General features: G+C 46.0%; 13 protein-coding genes and 1 riboswitch. Of the genes, 3 read left to right on the top strand and 10 right to left on the bottom strand.

The window, feature by feature from the left end; genetic code table 11:
- Nucleotides 1-450: 450 nt before the first annotated feature.
- The 5 genes from FO447_RS08605 to FO447_RS08625 form a co-directional block, all read right to left on the bottom strand.
- Nucleotides 451-2,148, bottom strand: a complete 1,698-nt coding sequence (locus FO447_RS08605) for an ISL3 family transposase (RefSeq protein WP_118082171.1) — start codon at nucleotides 2,146-2,148, stop codon at nucleotides 451-453.
- Nucleotides 2,149-2,383: 235 nt separating this feature from the next.
- On the bottom strand, nucleotides 2,384-3,544 hold the full coding sequence (locus FO447_RS08610) for a YncE family protein (protein ID WP_200756054.1): 1,161 nt from the start codon (nucleotides 3,542-3,544) through the stop codon (nucleotides 2,384-2,386).
- Between the two features lie 42 nt (nucleotides 3,545-3,586).
- Nucleotides 3,587-5,692: a TonB-dependent receptor plug domain-containing protein gene (locus FO447_RS08615; RefSeq protein ID WP_200756055.1), complete on the bottom strand. Its 2,106-nt coding sequence runs from the start codon at nucleotides 5,690-5,692 to the stop codon at nucleotides 3,587-3,589.
- Nucleotides 5,693-5,798: 106 nt separating this feature from the next.
- A riboswitch (cobalamin riboswitch) is annotated at nucleotides 5,799-6,027 on the bottom strand.
- A gap of 112 nt (nucleotides 6,028-6,139) precedes the next feature.
- On the bottom strand, nucleotides 6,140-6,778 hold the full coding sequence (locus tag FO447_RS08620) for an HAD family hydrolase (protein WP_200756056.1): 639 nt from the start codon (nucleotides 6,776-6,778) through the stop codon (nucleotides 6,140-6,142).
- 51 nt (nucleotides 6,779-6,829) lie between these two features.
- Entirely contained in the window at nucleotides 6,830-7,918 is a 1,089-nt protein-coding gene (locus FO447_RS08625; RefSeq protein WP_200756057.1) for a glycerate kinase family protein, read from the bottom strand.
- Nucleotides 7,919-8,152: 234 nt separating this feature from the next.
- On the opposite strand from FO447_RS08625, the gene FO447_RS08630 reads away from it, so the two are divergent.
- Together FO447_RS08630 and FO447_RS08635 are read left to right on the top strand one after the other, a co-directional pair.
- Nucleotides 8,153-8,428: a xenobiotic reductase B gene (locus tag FO447_RS08630; protein ID WP_117693853.1), complete on the top strand. Its 276-nt coding sequence runs from the start codon at nucleotides 8,153-8,155 to the stop codon at nucleotides 8,426-8,428.
- Between the two features lie 33 nt (nucleotides 8,429-8,461).
- The gene (locus tag FO447_RS08635) at nucleotides 8,462-9,064 is read left to right on the top strand and encodes a hypothetical protein (RefSeq protein ID WP_006846405.1); all 603 of its coding nucleotides are present in this window, start codon (nucleotides 8,462-8,464) and stop codon (nucleotides 9,062-9,064) included.
- Nucleotides 9,065-9,088: 24 nt separating this feature from the next.
- On the opposite strand, the gene FO447_RS08640 is transcribed toward FO447_RS08635, so the two are convergent.
- From FO447_RS08640 to FO447_RS08650, 3 genes are all read right to left on the bottom strand, one after another.
- The gene (locus tag FO447_RS08640) at nucleotides 9,089-9,820 is read right to left on the bottom strand and encodes a response regulator transcription factor (RefSeq protein WP_200756058.1); all 732 of its coding nucleotides are present in this window, start codon (nucleotides 9,818-9,820) and stop codon (nucleotides 9,089-9,091) included.
- A 102-nt stretch (nucleotides 9,821-9,922) separates the two neighbouring features.
- Entirely contained in the window at nucleotides 9,923-11,443 is a 1,521-nt protein-coding gene (locus FO447_RS08645; protein ID WP_200756059.1) for a sensor histidine kinase, read from the bottom strand.
- A gap of 40 nt (nucleotides 11,444-11,483) precedes the next feature.
- The gene (locus FO447_RS08650) at nucleotides 11,484-12,173 is read right to left on the bottom strand and encodes a hypothetical protein (RefSeq protein ID WP_200756060.1); all 690 of its coding nucleotides are present in this window, start codon (nucleotides 12,171-12,173) and stop codon (nucleotides 11,484-11,486) included.
- Nucleotides 12,174-12,401: 228 nt separating this feature from the next.
- Between FO447_RS08650 and FO447_RS08655 the strand changes: the two genes are divergently transcribed.
- Nucleotides 12,402-14,450, top strand: a complete 2,049-nt coding sequence (locus FO447_RS08655) for an outer membrane beta-barrel protein (protein WP_200756061.1) — start codon at nucleotides 12,402-12,404, stop codon at nucleotides 14,448-14,450.
- 75 nt (nucleotides 14,451-14,525) lie between these two features.
- Here the strand turns inward: FO447_RS08655 and FO447_RS08660 are convergent, their stop codons facing one another.
- Together FO447_RS08660 and FO447_RS08665 are read right to left on the bottom strand one after the other, a co-directional pair.
- Nucleotides 14,526-16,208: a RagB/SusD family nutrient uptake outer membrane protein gene (locus FO447_RS08660; protein ID WP_200756062.1), complete on the bottom strand. Its 1,683-nt coding sequence runs from the start codon at nucleotides 16,206-16,208 to the stop codon at nucleotides 14,526-14,528.
- A 12-nt stretch (nucleotides 16,209-16,220) separates the two neighbouring features.
- Nucleotides 16,221-18,875 (bottom strand): SusC/RagA family TonB-linked outer membrane protein, encoded by a 2,655-nt coding sequence (locus FO447_RS08665; RefSeq protein WP_200758528.1) that lies wholly within the window; start codon nucleotides 18,873-18,875, stop codon nucleotides 16,221-16,223.
- Between the last annotated feature and the right edge of the window lie 184 nt (nucleotides 18,876-19,059).

Genomic DNA, 19,059 nt, shown 5'->3' on the forward strand with positions numbered 1-19,059 from the left:
TGCCTTAAGACACACCTTTTTTGTTTCTATGCAGCCGTTTTCAAAAGCTTTACCAGATGCAACCAGGACGTTCAGGAAACTGCGTCGCGACGTATCTGGCTGTACGTCGCGACATAATGATTATTACGTCGGGACGTATCAGATGCTACGTCGGGACGTAATTTCTTCTATGTCGTCAGTTAAATTGCAAAAAAACAAATGAAAAAAGCCAAGCATTGTACCCCAAAAAGATTTTTGCTCAATGCTCTCTTAGTTTTCACCCCAAAATCCCTCTAAAACACCTATATGTCGCTGTTTTTATGGCAATATATGGCAGATAAAACCGAAGAACAGAGAATTGCCATACCCATAATGCATTCGTAATCAAAGAGATAACCTATCAATATGGCAATATGGCAATTCTTTGACGCAAAAAAATATGGCTCTTCGCAAATTTTGGTGCACATAGTGCTAAAGCTTAAGCGCAACCTTTTTCTCCAACAAGGTGATGGAGGCTCGTCCTGCCATAATTCGTTTTACTGTTTTTATCTTGCATACCGTTCCTTCAAGAATTCCATTGTTCCATTTGCTGGTAATGGAATTCTTGATGGCCTGGTAGTCGTCAAGCAAACCCATGGCAAACTTTTCTATTCCATCCACCCCACATCCAATGGCCATATTTATCCATTTGTATAGTCCCATTTTGTTCTCTCCACTCAATATCCCTTGAAATGTGGAGACAAAGTATTTCAAATCATACATGTTTTTTTGTTGCATGAAAATCTTGACAGATTCCGTCTTTGGTCTTGAATTAAAGTGTACAATTGCGTTCCAAAGATCATGCTCTTCCATTCGTATGCTTTCTTTTGATAGAAATTTCCTCATTCTTTCTTTGTACTCCCCATATTCATTTTTCCATTTCTCCCTCAGAATGGACAGCAACATTTTCATTGCATACTTTTTCCCCGAACCATGAACGCCCTTGACCACACCTGAGTATTCCAAAGTCTTTTTCTCTAAGATTCTATCTGATATGTACTTCACATTTTTATATACCCATAGTTGGCTAGGGTTGAGAAAACTCTCATAAGTTGCATCTAGCAGTTTCTTAATCTCGCAACTGCTATAGCCTGTTTTGTCATGGATATCCTTTATAGAGAGCTCTTGATTTACATGCATTTGAAGACACAACTTCCGCTTAGCCAATGTTTTAGCTTTTTCCACGTCTTTACTCATTGAGTCCAAAGATGCATAAATACCTTGTAGCACCCAGGATTGATCTAAGACTGGAGGTTTGGGACCAATTTCACTTTTGTCCAACAAACGTTTTCTTTCATGCAAGAAGCGGCTTTGGACTTGTGGGAAAAGTGCTTTCGTCAAATTTTCCATAATATGGAATTTGTCTGCGACAACAGTTGCTGCAGGAAGAGCCTTCTTTATAGCCTTGATGTAACACTTGCCCCTATCGCGAGTGATGGTGGACACATGATGATAGAGGCTCAGGACTTCAGCGACCTTTTCGGAGTCTCTAGAATCAATCAATTCCAACACTTGACCAGTGTCATGATTGACGATGGCACTACCATACGAATAGCCTTTCCTTTTAGCAAAATCGTCTATACCAATGTTGGTTGCCGTCCTATCTGAAGCTAGTTTTATATTCTTGAGATGATTGATACATGTGTTGGGGCAGCAATGTATTCCCATATCCGACAATATTCTGGAAGCTGAGACTGATGACATCTGTAAGTGCACTTGGTTCATTAGTCTTGTACAGTCAATGGAAAATCTAGCATACTTGTTGAGCCAATCGGGCTGTTGCTCTGTAAAGAAATGACCATCGGCCTTACAGTGAAATTTACGCATATACAAAATCAGTGTAAAACGTTTTCCACCGAGCGGAGGCATGGTTACTTTCCTTTTTTGCCAGCCACGGGTATGATGTGTCTCGATATGGCAACGATCACAGCAAGCGCAAGTAGACTTGCTTTTTAGCGTCAGTGCCACTTCATCCTCTGTGATGGTATAGTTGATTATAACGAAATTAGCAAAGTGGGGGATGAGGAAAGCAACGAGGTTTTCTCCCACTTCAAAAGCATTTAATTTTAAATCCGTTTGGTTGTTTCCTAAATTTTCTGTACCTTTGCAAATGTTAGCGATTGTCTCCATTGTAAGTCTTATTTTTTGAACACTAATAAACTTACATTTTTTGTCGGACAATCGCTAACATTTTATGTAAAACTTTCTTAAAGAATTCTGCAGTTGGGCATTATGTGCACCAAAATTTGCGAAGAGCCAAAAATATATATAAAACAGCATGCCCGACACACAAAAAAAGGGAAGCGCCGAAACGACACTTCCCCATGGATTGGATGAGTTATATAATCATCTGTCTCGCGACATCTTATTCTGCGTATGCTGTCTTGTAGGCAGAGTCAAAGAACATAGCGCAAGAACCTACGCCAGTCTCATACTCATGCTGCTTCTGACCAGCTCTGTCATACTCCACTACGTAGCCATTGCCATTATAGTCGGGAGTACCTTTATCGCCCATTTTATAAGAGAGCACGAAGATATGACCGTTCAATGGGTCGGCAAAGATTCCGCATGGGCTCACAGGCATCTCAGAGAGCGTCAGCGCCTGTGGTTGTGTACTTCCTGCCGCAAGCACGCTCACGCTAGGAGTGCCGCCATAAGGTGCATTGAGCACAAAGAAATAAGAACGAACCAACTGCGGCGTACGTGTTGTAGTACCAGGGGTTACGCATACAGCATAGTTGCCATCTGCCACCTTCTGCGACTTGCCCTCGGCGAAACTCACTGCACGTAGGGCATTCTCGCCAGTGGTCGCATAGTCAGGAGCAGGTCCATATACTGGGTTGTCGAGAACATACAAAACATTAGATGCATAATAGATGCTGGTAGGATTGTTCACGCCCTCGATATTCTTAGTCTCAACATTGTCGTTGGAAAGATTGATGCAAGAGATGTTGCCACCACCATAATCGTAGTTGCTGTTAGCTACATAGAGATTGCCATTGCCGATGACCAAGCTCTCAGGATAGCTGCCCACCTGCCACTTCTTTTGAAGAGCAAAGCTTGTGGTGTCCACGGCAGCCACATATCCACCGTATGTGGTAAAATAAACCTTGCCACCATCAGCGATAATATGGCGAGGCTCGGCGCCCTCGGCATTGCCCAGCAACTCTGTGGTCTTGATTTGCTTGATACTCTGCTTGGTTTTCTTGTCGATTACCTCGATGGTGTTGCTCTGATCTACGGCGAGATAAATCTTGTTGCCATATACGATGCCATCATTGGCAGTATTACCGAGCGAACGACCGTTAGCAGTCTTGAATACATTCTGTGTAGCTGTGCTTGAAGCATAGTCGATGGCTGTGAGAGAGCTCTCGATCTTGCTATACATGTTACCAGAATTCACAACGTAAGCGCCCGTACTATACACCTGGAGATAAGTCTCAGGATAGTCTTCGGCAGGATCGCATGATGTCATCACTGCAGTGCCCATCAAGAGCACCGCCAAACCTAATAAATACTTTTTCATTTTTCTTTTTTCTGTTTATATTTGAATCTAATTTGTTACTATCTAGAAGTTATACCCGATGCTGAACATCCAGCTGCGGCGAGGCATCGGATAATGCCCTACGAGTTCATACTGCTTCGCCAGCAGGTTCTTCACATCCATCCTTACCTTCACGCCTCGCAGGGATTTGCCAAAGAGGTGTAGGTCGTCGAGCTGACGATAGAGCGTCAGTCCCATGTCCCAGTAACCCTCCACTTCGGTGCCTTCATAATGTTCATTGTTGGCCCATCGCTTGCTCATTCCCTGTCCATGGAGCGAGACATTCACCCAAGGATTCTCCCACCCCAAGGCAATACTGCCCGAGTGCAGAGGGATATAGGCTACTTGATTGCCATAATATTTGGACGAGCGATCGGTATGATTCACCACGTGCTGGTAGCTATACGACCCTTGCAGCGAGAGTTGCTGCCCCGGAGCCATCTGCCAGATACCACGCAAAGAGGCATCCGCGCCAACGACATCTACCCGTGCCAAGTTCACAGTACGCCAAACGAACATATTGTAAGGAACGCCCACAATCTTGTCGGTCACCCGATTGCAGTAGCCGTCCAGCGTTGCTTGAATATTCCATCCCTTGTAACGTAGGGATTCGCCGTTTCCCCCATCTCCAGAAGAAGTTTTTTTCCACGTAAGCCCGACATTCAACTGTCGGGTTTTCTCAGGCTTCAGATCTGAACTTCCATAATGGAAGAAATAGTTCTCGTTGAAAGTAGGAACCCGGAAGATGTCCTTGTACGAAGCCCTGAGATAAAGCTCATCGCTGGCAGTACCATTTCCCAGGAGCCGATAAGAAAGCGAAAGCGATGGAGAAAGCCGGCGTGCATCCTTGGCAGCCTGTCCTGCTTTGGTAGGATTGGCGCTGCCTTGCTGAGTCTCTATCTTGCGCCCCACGCTGTTGAGGTAAACCGAAGCCAGCATTCTGGTAAGAGCCACCCATCTTCCCTTCGCATATCGGGCGGAGAGCGACTGCAGGATGCCATGTCGATGAGGTCGCAGGTCGGTGGCGAGAGTGCTGTTGAGCGAGTTCATCATCCAGTCGGCAGAGTAATCCACCGCCCAGCCGTCCCCCGGCATCCACATCAGTGCTGCCGAAGTATAAAATTCCCTCTGCCAGTAGGTAGCATCATTGCGCCGATTTGCCACGAGCGTGTCCTGATAGGCAGAGCTCGCCCAGTTCATCTTGGCTTGCACCTTCAGCATCCAATGGTCATCGAGACTTCTGGCTTGCCATCTCGCCTGAGCAAAGGCGTTGCGGTCGAGCAACTGTTCGGCTGTTACATTGGTATAATATCTCACGATGCCAGGCAACTGCCGGTCGTTGTCATAATAGTAGATCTTTGCCCACAATTGGCTCCGGCTCAAGCCATCGGCTCGCCTGCCCATCATCCAGTGCATATTCAGTTCGCCATGCCCTGAGTTCATCCGGCTGTTGGTGCGTCGCTCATGGGTGGTATATTTACCGTTGCGCAAGAGGAAGGGATAGTCGTTTTCGGCATAGGTGTACTCACCCATCGCCTGGAGAGTGAACCTATCAGACAATCTCTGCACATAGCGCAGATAAGGCGAGACATATCCGAAGGACCCCACCTGCAACTGAGTAGAGAGGTGAGGCTGCTTGTCGATGGGAATCTCGCTCATGGTCTCGATGGCAAGCAAAGCTGCCACCGAGGCTTGCCGGGTCGAAATGAAAATGTCGTCGTTGTCACCAATGGTGATTCGCAATGTCTGCACCTGGTCGAGCGAATAACGGGACACATCAATTTCGCCACCCTGACATTCGCTGAGCAGCACACCATCGTAACTCACTCCCGTATGTCCCGCTCCGAATCCACGCACAGCTACCGTCTTCATTCCTCCTGCCCCACCATAGTCGCGCAGATTGATGCCTGGCATGCGGTGCAAAGCGTCGGCCATATCCGTAACGCCAAGCCTTAACATATCCCCATTGTCCAAAAGCTGGAGAGGCGATGTGCTCGTAAGTATCCGGTGCTGCCGAGCATTCACTTTTACTTCATGCAAGTGCTCGGTACGAATGGAATCTTGCCCCAGACCCCCTTGTGCATACAACAGTAGCAAGCCACCGAGACAAAATATCCTCAATGCCTTCATTCATTCTATCTTTTATATTATTATCTGTGTCTCCATCACGAACCCATCCCACGGGGTTGGATAGAATCATCGGAATCTCTTATCCTAAAGACACTCTTTCATCATATTGTTTCCGATGGCAACGGCAGGTCTTCTGACTTGCGTCCTCCCCGCATCTCACTCTATGTAAACATAAAAAGATGCAAAACTCATGGCAAGCGGTCTTCCCGAAAAAATGTCAGTGACCATGGTGCTTGCCGCAATAAGACGCTTACAGCAGCGGGACTGTCCGGGCTTCTCACCCGATTCCCTTTTAATCACAACGCACTCATCCTGCCTGAGGCGGCAGAAGGTGGCAGCAAACCAATTGCGGGTGCAAAGGTACTATAAAAAAATGAATAAAAAGATAACTTTATCCGCTTTTTTATTCCAGCAAGGATAAAATTATCTTTTTATTCAGAGTTCAGTTTATTCTTTTACGATTTCCAGGAGTTCTGCGAAATCATCGATAATCCATTCGGCAGAGGCGAGCTGTTGGCGAGTTCCGTTGCCATAAGTCACAGCACAGGCCTTGCAGCCGGCATGATGCGCCATATTCACATCGAAATTCATATCGCCCACTACAAGGGTTTCATCTGCCGTTCCCTTCATCTCCTTCAATGCCTTGAAGACCATATCAGGTGCTGGCTTCGCATGCTCCACATCATCGCCTGCAACAATGGAAGAGAATATATCCTCCAGCTGCATCTGATGCACGTATCCATCCAGCGAGCAATGGTTTCGACTGCTGGCCATACCCAATACAAACCCACAGCGATGCAACTCTCTCAGGGTTTCTATTACATGAGGGAAGGGCTGCACGATCATCGTCTTTTTGTTCTCCAGGAAAATCTCGCGATAGGTTGCTGCGCATTCCATTCCCTCCTCAGCACTCATTCCGAAGAGCGAAACGAAGGCCTCATCCAATCGAAGACCGATGGTCTTGGCACAAGCCTCCTCCGATTTCACTTCCAGCTTTCTTGCACGCATCGTATCCTGCAAGGTCTTCACAATGAGACTCTGCGAATCGCCGATGGTTCCATCAAAATCAAAAATTATATACTTCATTATTCTTACCTTATTTGAAAACGGTCACAAAGGTACAGATTATAACTGAAACTACAAAGCAAATTGCTCACGAATTGCCTTTATTATGTTATTACGAGCCACTTCTGGCTTCATCGCCTCATCCAATGGCATTTCTTCAGGAGTAACCTGAACAACTCTATCAAATCCTGCATCCAGCATAGCCTTTCTATCGCTAACTCCGCCCGATACTAGCCATATTTTCTGATTGGTAACATGCTCAAGAATTCTTTGCGGCAGTTTCCCCATCAAGGTCTGGCGGTCGCTACGTCCCTCGCCCGTAATCACGAGATCAGCATCCAGAATGAGCGCATCAACCTCTATTTTCTCTAAAAGCAGTTCAGCCCCTGGTCGTGCCTCAGCATTGAAATATTGCAGGAAAGCATAACCCAGTCCTCCGGCCGCACCAGCCCCAGGAGCCGCACTCCTATCATATCCGAAATGCTTGGCACTTACCTCGGCAAACTTCCTTGCCCTATCATCCAGCATCTGCACCATCTTAGCATCAGCTCCCTTCTGAGGCGCAAAGACGTGAGCCGCCCCGTTTTCGCCACAGAGCGGATTGGTAACATCCGAAGCCAGCACAAAACTGCATTCCTGTCGGATTTTCTTCCAGTCGTCGCCCATCGCCTTAAGCATTCCGATGCCACAATCGGATGTGGCGCTGCCACCCAAGCCCACGATGAAACGGCGCACGCCCCGGCGATAAGCATTCATAATCATCTCGCCCACGCCCCAGGAAGTAGCCTTCATCGGGTTGCGCTGTTCAGACTCAATCAGAGCCAGTCCGGCGGTCTGCGCAATCTCGATAATCGCCGTATCATCCACGATTCCGTATTCAGCCTCAATCCATCTCATCAGCGCATCATGGGCATGAATCCTCACTCGCTCTCCCTTCATTGCCGAGAGGAAAGCATCGAGCATTCCCTCTCCCCCATCACTCATTTCCAGGGTAATAATTTCGGGAGCAACATCATCCGCATTCCATTCCTTCACTCCCGAAGCAATCGCCTCATTTACCTCTCTGCTCGAAAGGCAACCCTTATAAGAGTCACAAGCTATTATTATCTTCTTATATCCAGCCCCATCCATCAGTCTGAGGCCATCATTTTTCCTATCCATATCCTATTTATATTATATCATTCCAAGAATCATCGCCTATCAAGCGATTCCCCTTTCAGCCCGCAAAATTAGCCATTATTCCTGAAACCACAAACCTTTTTGGGAAAAACTTTCAAAAACAGATGCTTCAGATAAGAGCTGATAGAAAAAAGAGGTTAAAACATTTGGCTATTAAAAAGATTCCTCGTATTTTTGCAGTAGATTTTTCAAAGGTTTTCTAAAGGTTAAAGGCTTATGTGCAAATATGAAGAAATAGAAGGTTGGCGACTCTCGAATGGCAAGTCGATTCGGGAAATCAACAATGCCGTACACGATGAGGTGGAACGAATCTACCTGGAAGCGTGGGCGAAGGGCATTTCCGTGCCGTATTTTGAAAACGGGAAAACCTATCTTGCTAATCCTGATGGAAGCGATGTAGAAGCAACTCTTGATTTTGCAACACGCGAATATACTATCATAAAACAAGTTGCAGCTCCAGGAAAGGGAAAAATGAGTTACTTACTCCATTAATTACTTCGTAACACCTCTTTTTCTATTAAGATTATGAAAAGAAGACCTGAATTTACAATTATAGCCGGTCCAAATGGAGCTAGCAAAAGTAGGCTTGGAATATTTTATTCTACAGTAAAAGCTTTTGACGGAGACCTTCTAGCAATGTCTCTTCGAAACGAACATCCTGATTGGATAGAACGATGGATAGATGGAACTGTTATCTCTTCATTGATGAAAGAAAAAGAAGAAGCCATTTCACAAAACAAGAATTTTGCTTTCGAAACGAACTTCTCTACAGATTTGCCAGTCAATCTTGTTCAGGATTTTAAAGATGCAGGTTATAAAATCAGCCTCATCTTTTTCGGCTTATCCTCGAAAGAAGATTCTCTATCTCGTGTTATCCAAAGATACACAATGGGCGGTCATAATGTAAACCAAGACGTGATAGAATATAACTTCACGGAAGGCATCAAACGAGTAAGAGCCTCTCTACCACTTTTTGAAAACATTCTTTTCATTGATGGCACTTCCGATTTTGGCGACATTGTTGCCATTCACATCGAGAAATCAGGCAAGCATCAGATAACAGATCACCCAGCCGAGTGGTTCGACAAATACTTCAAAGAGGCATTCGATGCGCTTGTTGATGGATAGGAAGAATAGTTCTTTTACAAGATTCTAGCAAATGATTTTATACCCAATCCCCCTCACATTGATGATTCTGATATTTTCATCGGCAGATAACTTGTGGCGGAGCTTGGTGATGAAAACATGGAGACTGCGGGAATTGAAAAAGCTGTCATCACCCCAAAGTTTCAGGAGAATATCCTTGCTCTCTACCACATTGTTCTTGCTCTCCACAAGCATGCGAAGGATTTCGGATTCACGATGTGACAGTTCTGTATCTTTACCATCCAACTGCAGAATCTGACTGGTAACATTCAGGTGATAACGACCGATGGAGAGCCACTGATCAGCAGCATCCGGATTATCAGGAGAAACATTCCCCCCTTCCTGTTCTTCAGAAGAAATATTTTCTGCAGAAGCCCGATGACAAAGCGACTTGATACGGACGATGAGCTCCTGGATGGCAAACGGCTTCTTCAGATAATCATTGCCACCCAATTCAAATCCCTCTACCACATCATTCACCGCCGAACGAGCTGTGAGGAAAAGCACAGGGGTACGGGAATCCGTCTTGCGGATACGGCGCACCATCTCGAAACCATCCATTTTGGGCATCATCACATCCGCAACCAGCACATCAGGCTTCTGTTCTGCAAACATACGAAGCCCCTCTTCGCCATCACGCGCCGTGCGCATCTCGAAGCCCTGCGCCTCCAAGGTGTCGCTCAGAATCATCGCCAAGGATGTTTCGTCTTCTACCAGTAATACTTTTATCTTATTCATTGCTTCTTTTTTACTTTTTACTTTTAAGATTAAGACTTGGGGGACCAGCGATGGAATCGCTGGGAACGGGGGTGCAAAGGGGACTAAGTTCTTTTAACCTTTTTACCCTTTTGGTCTTTTACCTTTAAGAAAATGCAGGGTAAAGCAGCTTCCTTTTCCCGGCTCGCTTTCTACGGAAACAGAACCGCCCATTTTATCCATCAGGCTCTTGACATAGAAAAGCCCGAGACCATAGCCCTTGACCGTATATTTATTGCCATCCGTCACCCGATAGAACTTGTCGAAAATATAAGGCAATTTATCGTGGTCAATACCGATTCCATTATCTGATACGGAAACCAGCACTTCATCCTCGGCTTTTTGGAAAGCCTTGATTTCTATCTTCACGCTATCTTCAGAATACTTGATGGCATTGTCTATGAGATTGCTCACGATGTTTGAGAAATGCATCCGGTCGGCAGGAACCTTCAGATTTTCCGGTTTTACGGACAACGAAATATTCACCTTTTTATCCGTTTTTTCTCCTGATTTCACTTTCAGCTGATGCTGGGAGATTAACGGTTCAATCACCTCCTTCACTGGAACTTCCACGATATTGAGCAGCATCGATTTCCGTCGTTCCATACTCATCGACAGAATCTGCTCCACCAATCCGCTGAGCGTCTGCAACTGCTCCTGGGCGATGGTGAGATACTTGCGCGCCTTATCAGGATGCTGGAGCATTCCGTAGTTCAGCAGGGAGTCGGTGGCAGCATAGGCTACGGCTATCGGAGTCTTCAATTCGTGCGTGATATTATTGGTGAAATCACTCTTCATCTCATCAAGCGTCTTCTGCTTGAGCATCGTATGAATCAGGAACCAGAAGACGAAAGCCAGGATGAGCATGATGAAGAGCGATGTGGCAAGGATGCCTGCCATCTGGCTGAGCACAGTCATCGTAAGCGGCTCTAGGGTAAGGACATATTTCTCCTCATTCGCCTCCCCCTCATTACAAACCACATATTGGTATTGCTTAGCATTGGCGGAAGGCACATACCCCTTCGTCGTCACTTTCGCCAAAACCTTCTTTCCTGCAAAAAGCTGAATCTGATGCGGAAGCGGATGAATATCGTCGCCCACCAACAAACTGTCTGAAAGCATCTTGACAACCCATGCACTGTCATAGTCATTGATGTCAGGTTTGGCGATTTCATTCAATTTGCCAAAAAGTGTTTGTTGCACCATAGTTGCCAGCTTACCCGACATCATCATCATCAATTCCTGATCCTTGTCATCTTCACTACGCTTCTCTTGCTTGGTAAAAGTTGTTTGAACAGACTGAACAATCTTTCCTCCACGAACCTTTTTCACCTTTACCTTTTGATCTATATCATCGTCTTCATCCATAGAAAAAGCAACAGTACCCGTCAGTTGTCTATGAGGCCCTTTATCATCATTGCGCAATCGTTCGATTCGCTTCTTCATCTCCATGAAGTGAGCGTACTCCATTCCACCCTTAATTTTCGCTTCAACCTCCTTTTCCTGAGACTGATAAAGCCCCACGAGCCAATAGGTCTGATATGCGAAGATGCAGACCAGAGCCGCGATGACGAGCGTAACTATGTATTTAAGATGTAACTTCATTCTTTCCTTTATTAAAGATTTTTCCAGATGAATTCAATACTCATTTTCTGAAAATCGGATAAACCTCCGTGGTATTCTTCCATCCCCATTTACCATTCTTTTGTGGCGCAAACTCTCGTCCCATCTTGGCTCCTATCCCCCAATGTTGATTGAACATCACTTCCATGAAGCCACCATAGCTGCTCTTGGGATTGAAAGGAGACATGATGACGCTTCGAGGGTCAGAGGTTTTCGTTGGAACATATTGTCCATAGAATCCCACTGTGAGCCAGTCGTTTACTTGATAAGCCATTCGTCCACCAAAAGAAGCTTTGGTGAGATTGCCAAATCCATATACTCCCGTGTTTATCTTTTCTATCCCGACATAAGGAGAAAAAACAAAACGCCCGAAATTTTGTTGATAAACAACCCCTGCAGTCTGCCTATTCATCAGTCCTGGGACTTCAATACCCGAAGAATATACCGCCATCGTACCCAAATTCGGGGAAAGAAGAGAAATATGAGGTATTGCATTCGGCGCAATCTCCAAAGTTTTTCCTTCTTCCGACATCCAAGGTGCATTCGATTCAGAGTAATAAGATTTGCCTTGAAGTACAGGAAATCCACCGAGCGAAGGACGAGAATGTTCCAACGACATACCTTCCTTAGGTAAAGATGCCTTCGGAATGGAATCCAAAGAAACACTCTTCACTTCCTGTGCTTGCATTACCAATGTCCAAAAGCAAGCCATAACTGTCAATATGAATATTCTTCGTTTCTCTTTCATGCTTGCAAAAGTAATAAAAAAGAAGATAAGTAAGATACTTTTCAGGGAATTATTTCTGATTTGATAAGACTAAATAACACTTCTGATAAGACTTGATAATCAAAATTCCTTGTTGACACGAGATTTTTACAGTACTTTTGCAACCGAAATCGGGAGTTTTTTCCGAAAGAACGATAAAAAGATAAGAAGAATATGAAAAGATTGGTTATATTAAGCGCTTGCCTGGCCATCAGTCTTGCCGGCTGGGCACAAGGAAACAGAAATGATTCCCTGAAAATGGACAGCATTATCCATTCCCTCCCTGATGTGATGGTAAAAGGCAACCGACCTATCGTAAAGGTGAAAGGAGCAGCATTGACCTATGACCTGCCTCAACTCATCAAAAACCATCCGGTGGATAATGCCTATGAAGCCATCAAGCAACTGCCTGGCGTGAGCGAACAAGATGAAGCCTTGACTCTCAACGCCCAATCCGTAACCGTGATGATAGACGGCAAGGCTACCACAATGACGAGCGAGCAGCTCTATTCGCTTCTGAAAACGATTCCTACCAGCCGCATCGCCAACGCTGAAGTTGTCTATTCTGCCCCAGCCCGCTATCAGGTAAAGGGACAAGTCATCAACCTCCTGCTGAAGCACAACACAGGCTTTCACTCCCTGCAAGGCGAGTTCTTCGGCGGCTACACCCACCAGAACCGCAACAGTTACACAGAGCGCGCCTCCTTGCTCTTCACCAACAAGAAATGGGAAATAGACATGCTCTATTCCTTCGGTCATGGCAAGAGATATTATTACTATGAAAATGAGTTTGCCCACACCTTGACTGATGGCACTTCCTATGCCTTCTCTACACATAGCGACAATATCAAACGTCATCTCAACCACAACATCCGACTGGGAATCAACTATCATCTGGCAAAGGATCATCAACTCAGCTTTGCCTACACCTCACAACTCAATAACACGAGAGGAACTTCAGAGGATGATGGCGATTTCACATCCCTTCTCAGAATCCATGCCAAGAGTCAGTTTCACAACTTCCGCCTGGATTACTCCACACCATTCGGTTTCTCGGCAGGAGCAGAATACACCTATTATAATTCACCGGATGAACAATGGCTGAAAAGCAGTCTCTACGATGAGATTTACGACATCACAAGCCAGCAGCGAATCGACAAATGGCACGCTTACCTCAAGCAGGAGCACGACTTAGGAAAAGACTGGGGCTTGAACTACGGCATCAATTACACCACATCAAGAGACAAAAGCTCGCAGGAGAACAACAACAAGTCTTCTGATGGCAACACCGTTCAAACCGAAGATCAAATGTGTTTCTACATCGGAGCCAGCAAATCGTTCGGCCAAAAACTCACGATGGAAGCATCGCTCATGGAAGAATATTACCACACCCCAATCTGGGATGAGTGGAACCTCTTCCCAACACTCTCCATCACCTATCTTCCTAAGGCAGGACACGTCATCCAATTCGACTTGGATTGCGACAGAGACTACCCTACCTATTGGTCGGTGAAGAACTTCACCACCTATAATGTGGGCGGATATGGAAAGATTGTAGGAAACCCGACGTTGAAGCCATCACGAGACCTCAGCCTCTCGCTTACCTACATTCTGCACAGCAGATACGTGGCAAGTCTCTTCTTCAACAACTCGAAAGATGAATTCCGTCAGCTTCCTTACCAGAGCGACAAGAAGAAGGAGATGGAATACAAGCATGTCAACTTCGACCATGTAAATCAGGTAGGCTTGATGCTCACAGCCCCAATCAACATAGGCAACTGGTGGCAGAATCGCCTTACTTTCACCGGCGTTTATCAGAACGACAAGAATTCCCACTTCTATGATCTTCCATTCGACCGCAGCAAATGGTTCTGTCAAGCCCAGTGGAACGGCACTTTTCTCTTTGGCAAGCATGTGCTTCTCAACCTCGATGCTTCCGTCCATACCGACGCCATCCAAGGAATCATCGACATCCCAGCCTCAGGCTATCTCAACGCTGCCCTCACCTGGAAGCCTCTCAAGGATGACAAGTTCCAGCTGAAAGCCTACTGCAACGACATCTTCGAGACAGGCGACAACCATCTGCACGACACTTATCGAGGTCAGCACGTCATCAACAAAATGTACTTTGGCAGAATCATCGGTCTCTCCCTCACCTATCGATTCGGCGGCTACAAGGGCAAGCAGCATGAAGAAGTAGATACTTCCAGATTCGGGAAATAAAAACGAGAAAAGCTCACCAAGACCATCAAAGTCCTGGCGAGCTTTTCTCTTTTCATATACACTATTCAAGTTTCTTTACTTCAAAATATTGACATATCCCTTATTCTGTACCAATTCAGAATTTAAATCGATGCATTTCTGAGGAATCGGGAAGACAGTGGTGTAGCCGGAGGATTCACCCTGAAGAGGCGTACGGAGATCGTAGGCACCGGTGAATTTGCCGAAACGGATGAGATCCTGACGACGCCATCCTTCCCATACCAACTCCAGCAACCGCTCTTCCAGAATGTTATTGAGCGTAGCCTTACGGTAAGGCATTCCCACACGGGCACGAATCCTATTCAACTCCTCATCACCATTCTCTCCGTTTCGGACCTTTGCCTCTGCCTTCATCAATAAAGCATCTGCATATCGGAAAAGAACTATGTCGTTACTCTGCAACTTGCCGTCCATATAAGAGGTTCTATCCACCTCATACTTCGCCATCCTCGCTCCAGCCGTCTTGACAAACTTACTGTTAGTCAGGTTTTGAGCCACTTCAAAAGGCTGATACTCCAACGGCTTTCCGTTATCCATCAGCAGTTCATGACCATCTACCTTTACCACTCCCGCCACAAAGTTCATCTTGCAACGGGCATCTTCATCAGCCTCGCCATAATGATTGGCTTTCATCGTAGAAATCGTGGCACAGGTACCATTCTCACTTCCCCATCCCAAGACACCGCCATGCGTATAATGGTAAGAGCGGAAGAGATAATGGAACTGGTTGGTATAGATATTCTTATCCATCGGAATCGTGAAGATATTCTCCTTCGATGTCTCATTATGCGTAGAGAAATTGAATGAATCATCCGACTCCAGGACATAGCCTTCTTCTGCCAGTTTATCACAATAATAAATGCAGGTTTCCCAGGCATTCAACTTCCTGCAGTCCACCTTATCGCCATTACGCAAAGAGGCATCAGAAGCCGGCACAGAGAAATGAATGGCACTTCCCTTCGGACGGCTCGCATAACCCTGAGTCCAGTCATCATACATATAGATTTCTGCATTCAAAGCCAACTTCGCCAACAGAAAGTTGACTACCGGCTGGGTGATGCGACCATAATAATTGCCTTCCTTATTGCTGTGCTGGTCGGGAAGTGAAGGCAATACCTGCTGCAACTCCTGAAAGACAAACTGGAAGATAGAACTGCGATCTGTCTGACCTTGGAACAGGCTGGAATGGAGCTGTTCAGCACTGGAAAGGACCAATGGAACCCGACCGAACATGTCCATAGCATAGTAATAGAACATAGCCCGGATGGCTCTTATCTCAGCCCGATATTCCTCCTGCTGTGCGGCAGAAAGCAGGGCCGACTTGTTGCTGATAATATCCAAAGACTTATTAGCCAGCACGATAACCTTATAAAGGTACTTCCACGTATCATAAAGAGACTGGTCATCGGCACTCCACCGATGCTGGTACATGGCATTCCAGAGGCCACCATCATACCAGTCGCCGCCTCGAATCGGAATCATCGCCTCATCGGTGGTCAGCGTATTATAATCGTAAATGCCACGGCAGGTGCCCTGGATGCCCTCACTTTCGTTAGCTCCACCTATATAATTATAAAGAGAAGCCACGGCATTGATATAAATATCAGATGCAGAGCCATAGATGGCATCCTCGTCCAACTGATCCTTAGGATGTTCGTCCAGGCAGGATGTCATAGACAATGCCGCCAGCAGCAGAAATAAAAATCTATATCGTTTCATAACTTTCTGATTTTAGAATTGAACACTTAAACCCAATGAGAAGGTTCTGTAAACAGGATAAGTCCGCTTATCATCAATACCCATCGTACTATTCACCACGTAGCTGTTAATCATCGGAGTCAAGCCGCTGTAACTGCTGATGGTGGCAAGATTGTTGACACTCGCCGAAACTCTGAGCGACTGCACCACGCCCTTTCGGATAGGGATATCATAGCCCAGCGTGAGATTCTCTAAGTTGAGATAATCGCCCTTCTCCAGCCAATAATCAGAAACATTCTGGTCAACGATATTCTTCTCAGGAGCTCCCTTCAGCACATTATAATCCGGGAAACTCGACATATTGGTGTAGGCTAAGCCCGTACCATTGAATATCTTATGTCCGAAGGCTCCGTTCATCTGCAATGAAAGATACCAGTCGCGATAACGGAAACTGATATTGGAACCCAACGTTACTTTAGGAGTAGCCTGACCGGCAATATATCTGTCACCGCCATCACTCAAATCTACGGTTCCGTTCTTGTCCAAATCTTCGATATCATAGCGGTAATGCCCATTTCCATCTTCTATAATCCCCTTGCAATGTGGAAGATAGAATACCCCCAAAGGCTGACCAACTATCTGATAGACCACATTGTTGTAACCACCATGCTGACCGGCACCCGACAAGGCACCCATCGCAGTAATATCGGCTGCCGACATCTGCATTCCGTCATATTCACCACTCAGCGAGAGGAGTTTGTTCTTCTGCCAGGAGAGATTCATATTGATATTCAGTTCCATGTCCTTCTTCTGGATAGGAGTGAAGGAAATGCCGACCTCCAAGCCCTGGTTGCTCATAGAACCCAGGTTTGCCAACAGTTTATCATAGGCAAAAGGCGGAACCGGCACATCATAGGCATAGAGCATGTCGGTGGTCTTGGAATAGTAATATTCTGCCGTCAGAACCAGCCGGTTGTTCCACAATCCCAAATCAGCTCCGATATTCCAGGTAGCGCGGGTTTCCCACTTCAGATCAGGATTGTTATTGCTAATCATTCCCATCGTAACCGTAGGAGAACTGTTCACCGAAACAATACCATTCTGCCGCACCGTATTCAAAGTGGTATAAGAAGATATTCCGCCAAGATTACCTGAGCGTCCATAGCCCGTACGCAGTTTCAGCATGGTAATTTTCTGGAGAGAACGGAGCCATTTCTCCTGCTTCATATCCCAGGAAAGAGAGACGGATGGGAAGAAACCCCAGGTATGGTCATTGCCCACCATCGAAGAACCATCGCCACGCATGGAAACCGAAAGACTATACTTATTATATAAGGTGTAGTCGACATTGCCCATCACAGAAGCCAGGGTCGGATCTTCGTAGTTGCTGTCTGTCCCACCGAAAGGCCGTGATGCAGCAGCACCTATATTATGGTAATACATGTCGTTGTTGGTGATTCCCTTAGCAGAAGTCCAGAATCCCGTTCGGATATCCTTCTGATATTCTGCACCCACCATTGCCTTCAGATTGTGGATTCCCCACGAATGCTGATAGTTAAACGATACATTGGCAAGCCAGTCCTCGCTCTTGAACTCCCCACGATAGAGATTGCCCTGCGCCCAAACCCAGGTAGGACAGAACTGATTGTTCTCGTTGGAAGCATAACTATATGCTCCGAAGGCAGAAACACTCAGAGAATTTGTCATATCATAGTTCAACTTCAGATGAGCATTGAAGTTCATGTTCTTCGTATCATTACGCTCCTTGAGCAAGGCACCGGGAGGATTCACCTGAGATGCAGCCCCATTCTTCACCCAACTGCCGTTCAGCTTATCATAAGGATAAGTAGGATTCATGGCATCGGCAGAATAGAAAAGCATCTGACTGTCGAAGATATCATTGTTCTTGAAAGACGAACCGAACACGCCGAAATCTCCCGTCAGTTTATCGCCAAACGCCTTCTGGGTGACATCAATCTTAGCCACCAGATTACGATAGCCCTTGCTCCGAATAATCGTGCTATGGTCGATATAGCCAAAAGAAGCGCGGTAGTTGCTCTGCGGAGTGCCACCGCTGAAGGCCAGATAATGGTTCTGGATATTTCCGGTTCGGGTAATCGCCTTGCGGAAATTGGTATCATATCCCTTATTGTTATACTCCAGCCCATACTTCTGTGCAGCAGCAATGTATTCGGCGGCATTGAGCATCTCCATACTTTTGTACATCGCCTCTATACCATAGTTTCCCTCGTAAGAAATCTGAAATCCCTTACCCGTACCCTTCTTGGTCTTTACCTGGATAACGCCCGAAGCACCACGGGAACCATAGAGTGCCGTTTCGCTGGCATTCTTCAGTACTGTAAAGCTCTCTATGTCGGCGGGATAGATTGTAGCAAGCGTCGCCACATCAGAAGTAACACCATCAATAATCACCAGAGGATCATTGCCGCCCATGATAGAAGTTGTACCGCGAACCCGGACGGAGTTCAACATAGCAATACGGTCAAGACCATTGGTAGTGACGTTAACACCTGCCGTCTGTCCGCTCAAGGCCTCCAGGGCATTATTGAGCACACCCTTCTTCAGAAGTTCAGGCTCCACTACACTCACCGAACCTGATAAGCGCAAGGAGTCTAGGCCTTCGATGTTCACAGACTGAGCACAGAGGGTTTGGGGTGCAAGAATCATCGCACCCATCGCATAAAATATGATTTTTAAGTTCTGTTCCATAACTATTTCATCGTTTAGTCAAGGTTCAAATCGATTTTCGATTGCAAATATAATAAAAAAGAGTGATTCAAAGTCCATTTCCTTGAAAAAACTTCAAAAAAAACGCAGGCTTAAGAGTTAAGACAGAAGAAAAGCTCGCCAA

Origin of the sequence: Segatella copri (genome assembly GCF_015074785.1) — a bacterium.
Lineage (GTDB): Bacteria > Bacteroidota > Bacteroidia > Bacteroidales > Bacteroidaceae > Prevotella.

Excerpts from the sequence above, each read along its gene's own strand:
- FO447_RS08610 (WP_200756054.1), bottom strand. The coding sequence starts at position 3,544 with ATGAAAAAGTATTTATTAGGTTTGGCGGTGCTCTTGATGGGCACTGCA.
- FO447_RS08660 (WP_200756062.1), bottom strand. The coding sequence starts at position 16,208 with ATGAAACGATATAGATTTTTATTTCTGCTGCTGGCGGCATTGTCTATG.
- FO447_RS08625 (WP_200756057.1), bottom strand. The coding sequence starts at position 7,918 with ATGGATAGGAAAAATGATGGCCTCAGACTGATGGATGGGGCTGGATAT.
- FO447_RS08605 (WP_118082171.1), bottom strand. The coding sequence starts at position 2,148 with ATGGAGACAATCGCTAACATTTGCAAAGGTACAGAAAATTTAGGAAAC.
- FO447_RS08630 (WP_117693853.1), top strand. The coding sequence starts at position 8,153 with ATGTGCAAATATGAAGAAATAGAAGGTTGGCGACTCTCGAATGGCAAG.
- FO447_RS08615 (WP_200756055.1), bottom strand. The coding sequence starts at position 5,692 with ATGAAGGCATTGAGGATATTTTGTCTCGGTGGCTTGCTACTGTTGTAT.
- FO447_RS08665 (WP_200758528.1), bottom strand. The coding sequence starts at position 18,875 with ATGATTCTTGCACCCCAAACCCTCTGTGCTCAGTCTGTGAACATCGAA.
- FO447_RS08645 (WP_200756059.1), bottom strand. The coding sequence starts at position 11,443 with ATGAAGTTACATCTTAAATACATAGTTACGCTCGTCATCGCGGCTCTG.
- FO447_RS08640 (WP_200756058.1), bottom strand. The coding sequence starts at position 9,820 with ATGAATAAGATAAAAGTATTACTGGTAGAAGACGAAACATCCTTGGCG.
- FO447_RS08655 (WP_200756061.1), top strand. The coding sequence starts at position 12,402 with ATGAAAAGATTGGTTATATTAAGCGCTTGCCTGGCCATCAGTCTTGCC.
- FO447_RS08620 (WP_200756056.1), bottom strand. The coding sequence starts at position 6,778 with ATGAAGTATATAATTTTTGATTTTGATGGAACCATCGGCGATTCGCAG.
- FO447_RS08635 (WP_006846405.1), top strand. The coding sequence starts at position 8,462 with ATGAAAAGAAGACCTGAATTTACAATTATAGCCGGTCCAAATGGAGCT.
- FO447_RS08650 (WP_200756060.1), bottom strand. The coding sequence starts at position 12,173 with ATGGCTTGCTTTTGGACATTGGTAATGCAAGCACAGGAAGTGAAGAGT.